Origin of the sequence: Pseudomonas sp. FYR_5, from assembly GCF_043106315.1 — a bacterium.
GTDB lineage: Bacteria > Pseudomonadota > Gammaproteobacteria > Pseudomonadales > Pseudomonadaceae > Aquipseudomonas > Aquipseudomonas putida_Y.
Genome location: NZ_JBICMK010000032.1, coordinates 1 through 4,579, shown reverse-complemented (window position 1 = coordinate 4,579; position 4,579 = coordinate 1). Strand labels below are relative to the sequence as shown.

Genomic DNA, 4,579 nt, shown 5'->3' with positions numbered 1-4,579 from the left:
AGCGGGCGTGCCCGCGAATAGCCGTGATGCGTTCTAGAACTCGGCGAGCCGCCAGACTTCATAGGCTGGCGTCTCGTACGGGTGGCTCTGCTTGAGCGCAGCGACAACCTGGGCCACCAGCTCGTCAGCCACCACCAGCTCCACCTTCCATTCCTCAACCACCTCGACCTGGCCCGCTTGCCCGAGGAACGGCTGGCTACCGTCCAGCGGGCGGAACTGGCCCTGGCCAAGGGTTTGCCAGGCGCAGTGGTCATAGTCACCGATGCGCCCGCCACCAGCGGCGAACACAGCGACCTTGACCACTTCGACATGGCTGTCGGGCACGAAGAAGGCGAGCTTGTACACCCCTTAGTTCACCCACACCCGCGCATTGCGGAACATACGCATCAGCGCGGCATCTTCCTGCCACTCGTCCGGGCGCCAGGAGTTCTGCACAGCGCGGAACACACGCTCCGGGTGCGGCATCATGATGGTCACGCGGCCGTCGCGGCTGGTCAGGCCGGTGATACCACGCGGCGAGCCGTTCGGGTTGGCCGGGTAGGCTTCGGTGACCTTGCCGTGGTTGTCGACGTAGCGCAGGGCCACGCAACCGGACACATCGGCTTCCAGCAATGCTTCTTCGCTGGCGAACTCGGCATGGCCTTCACCGTGGGCGATGGCGATCGGCATGCGCGAACCGGCCATGCCCTGCAGGAAGATCGAGTTGGACTTCTGCACCTCGACCATGGCCACGCGGGCTTCGAACTGCTCCGAGCGGTTGCGCACGAAGTGCGGCCAGTACTCGGTGCCCGGGATCAGCTCGTGCAGGTTGGACATCATCTGGCAACCGTTGCACACGCCCAGGGCGAAGCTGTCGGTACGCTCGAAGAAGGCCTGGAAGGCGTCACGGGCACGGGCGTTGAACAGCGCCGACTTGGCCCAGCCTTCACCTGCGCCCAGCACGTCACCGTACGAGAAGCCGCCACAGGCGACCAGGCCCTTGAAGGCTTCGAAGTCGACACGGCCAGCGAGGATATCGCTCATGTGCACGTCGATGGCGGCGAAGCCGGCGCGGTCGAAGGCAGCAGCCATCTCGACCTGGCCGTTGACGCCCTGCTCACGCAGGATGGCCACTTGCGGGCGCACGCCTTTCTTGATGTAAGGCGCGGCGATGTCGTCGTTGACGTCGAAGCCCAGCTTGACCGACAGGCCCGGGTTGTCTTCCTCGAGCAGCAGGTCGAATTCCTGGTCAGCGCAGTCGGCGTTGTCGCGCAGGCGCTGGATCTGGTAGCTGGTTTCAGCCCACTGACGCTGCAGCATGCGACGGTCGTCGTCGAACAGCACTTCGCCATTCAGGCTGATGGTCACTTCAGCGTTGTTGACCGGCTTGCCGATCACCGCGACGCATTCTTCACCCAGGCCAGCAGCGCTGAACTGTGCCAGCACGTCCGGGGTAGCATCCTGGCGAACCTGGATCACCGCACCCAGCTCTTCGTTGAAGAGGATGGCCGGTACTTCGCCCTTGCTGTCGGTCAGCGGGTCGAGTTGCAGGTCGAGACCGCAGTGGCCGGCGAAGGCCATTTCCAGCACGGTGGTGACCAGGCCGCCATCGGAACGGTCGTGGTAGGCCAGCAGGTGGCCGTCGTCGTTCAGGCCCTGGATCACGGCGAAGAAGGCCTTGAGGTCTTCGGCGTCGTCGACGTCCGGAGCCTGGGCAGCGATCTTGCCGTAGGTCTGAGCCAGGATCGAGGCACCCATGCGGTTCTTGCCGCGACCCAGGTCGATCAGGATCAGGTCGGTTTCGCCCTTGTCCATGCGCAGTTGCGGGGTCAGGGTCTTGCGGATGTCGGTGACCGGGGCGAAGCCGGTGATGATCAGCGACATCGGCGAGGTGACGCTCTTCTCGACGCCCTCGTCGCTCCACTTGGTCTTCATCGACATCGAGTCTTTGCCGACCGGAATGGTGATACCCAGCTCCGGGCACAGCTCCATGCCGACAGCCTTCACGGTGTCGTACAGGCGTGCGTCTTCACCTGGGTGACCAGCAGCGGACATCCAGTTGGCCGACAGTTTGATGTCGGACAGCTTTTCGATGCGCGAAGCCGCCAGGTTGGTCAGGGTTTCGCCGATGGCCATGCGACCGGACGCCGGAGCATCCAGCAGCGCCAGCGGCGTACGCTCGCCCATGGCCATGGCTTCACCGGTGTAGACGTCGAAGCTGGTGGCGGTAACGGCGCAGTCCGCCACCGGAACCTGCCACGGGCCGACCATCTGGTCGCGGGCAACCAGGCCGGTGATGGTGCGGTCGCCAATGGTGATCAGGAAGCTCTTGCTGGCCACGGCCGGGTGGTTCAGCACGCGCTGGACGGCGCTGTCCAGGTCCAGCTCGCTCGGGTCGAAGTCATCGCCCAGCTCGGCTTCGCGGGTAACCGAACGGTGCATGCGCGGCGGCTTGCCCAGCAGCACGTCCAGCGGCATGTCCACCGGGGTGTTGCCGAAGTGGCTGTCGCTGACGGTCAGGTGCGGTTCTTCAGTCGCTTCACCAACCACGGCAAACGGGCAACGCTCGCGCTCGCAGATGGCCTTGAAGCGCTCGAAGTCGACTGCGCTGACGGCCAGCACATAACGCTCTTGCGACTCGTTGCTCCAGATTTCGTGCGGGGCCATGCCCGGCTCGTCATTGGGCACGTTGCGCAGTTCGAAGCGACCACCGCGGCCACCGTCGTTGACCAGTTCAGGGAAGGCGTTGGAAATACCGCCAGCGCCCACGTCGTGGATGAAGGCGATCGGGTTGTCGTCGCCCAACTGCCAGCAACGGTCGATGACCTCCTGGCAACGGCGCTCCATTTCCGGGTTTTCGCGCTGTACCGAAGCGAAGTCCAGGTCAGCCGAGCTGGCACCGGTAGCCACCGACGAAGCAGCGCCGCCGCCCAGGCCGATCAGCATGGCCGGGCCGCCAAGCACGATCAGCTTGGCGCCGACGGTGATTTCGCCCTTCTGCACGTGGTCTTCACGGATGTTGCCCATACCACCGGCGAGCATGATCGGCTTGTGGTAGCCGCGCACTTCTTCGCCGTGGGGGGTGTCGATGGCTTGCTCGAAGGTACGGAAGTAGCCGGTCAGGGCCGGGCGACCGAATTCGTTGTTGAACGCAGCGCCACCCAGAGGGCCTTCGATCATGATGTCGAGGGCGTCGACGATACGCTCGGGCTTGCCATAGGCCTTTTCCCAAGGCTGTTCGAAGCCCGGGATGCGCAGGTTGGACACGGTGAAGCCCGTCAGGCCGGCCTTGGGCTTGGCGCCACGGCCGGTAGCACCTTCGTCGCGGATTTCGCCACCGGAGCCGGTGGAGGCGCCGGAGAACGGGGCGATGGCGGTCGGGTGGTTGTGCGTCTCGACCTTCATCAGGATGTGCACCGGCTCCTGCACCGCGCCGTACTGGCGGGTTTCAGGGTTCGGGAAGAAGCGGCCGGCAACGTTGCCGACGATCACCGAGGCGTTATCCTTGTATGCCGACAGAACACCTTCGTTGTGCATCTGGTAGGTGTTCTTGATCATGCCGAACAGGCTCTTTTCCTGAGCCTGGCCGTCGATATCCCAACTGGCGTTGAAGATCTTGTGGCGGCAGTGCTCGGAGTTGGCCTGGGCGAACATCATCAGTTCGATGTCGTTCGGGTTGCGCTTGAGGCCCTGGAAGGCATTGACCAGGTAGTCGATCTCGTCTTCGGCCAGGGCCAGGCCCAGGTCGATGTTGGCCTTGGCCAAGGCGTCGCGACCGCCGGAAAGGATGTCCACCGAGGTCATCGGCTTGGGCTGGGCGTGGCTGAACAGGTCTGCGGCCTGCTCCAGCTGGCCGAGCACACGCTGGGTCATGCGGTCGTGCAATTCGGCGGCGATCAGTTCGGCATCAGCGTCGCTCAGGGTGCCGGCCACGTAGTAGGCGATGCCGCGCTCCAGGCGCTGGATCGACTGCAGGCCGCAGTTGTGGGCGATGTCGCTGGCCTTGCTGGCCCATGGCGAAATGGTGCCCAGGCGCGGTACCACCAGGAACAGACGACCCGTCGGCTCCTGTACCGGCACGCTCGGGCCGTACTTGAGCAGACGGCCCAGCACCTGCTGCTGGTCGGCGGTCAACTCGCCGTCGACATCGGCGAAGTGGGCAAATTCGGCATACAAACCAGTAACAGCGGGGACTTTCTGGCTCAGTTGCTCGAGTAATTTACCGTGGCGAAAGGCAGAAAGGGCAGGAGCGCCGCGCAGGATCAACATCGTCGGGACAGCCTCAGGAAGGGGTGTGCTTAGAGGCCGTGCATTCTAGCCTAATTCGATGGCTTTCGGCACCTGCTCTAAGCCACGCCTGCCGGGCGGCGGAACCGGACTTCGGGGTCAGTTTTCAGAGGTGTCCGGGTTGAGACGAGATCGAGCGCCGCTAGGTGTCCGCCTCAAGACATTCAGCGCCTGGGAGATAGAGCGCCGCCAGGTGTCCGCCTCAAGACATTCAGCGCCTGGGAGATCGAGCGCCGCAGGTGTCCGGCTCGACACATTCAGCGCCTGGGAGATCGAGCGCCGCAGGTGTCCGGCTCGACACATTCAGCGCCTG

General features: G+C 64.4%; 2 protein-coding genes. Both read right to left on the bottom strand.

What is annotated here, in order from left to right:
• Positions 1–33: 33 nt before the first annotated feature.
• On the bottom strand, positions 34–345 hold the full coding sequence (locus ACF8RA_RS03415; RefSeq protein ID WP_392460672.1) for an NGG1p interacting factor NIF3: 312 nt from the start codon (positions 343–345) through the stop codon (positions 34–36).
• 3 nt (positions 346–348) lie between these two features.
• Positions 349–4,248: a phosphoribosylformylglycinamidine synthase gene (gene purL, locus ACF8RA_RS03410; RefSeq protein ID WP_176683686.1), complete on the bottom strand. Its 3,900-nt coding sequence runs from the start codon at positions 4,246–4,248 to the stop codon at positions 349–351.
• Between the last annotated feature and the right edge of the window lie 331 nt (positions 4,249–4,579).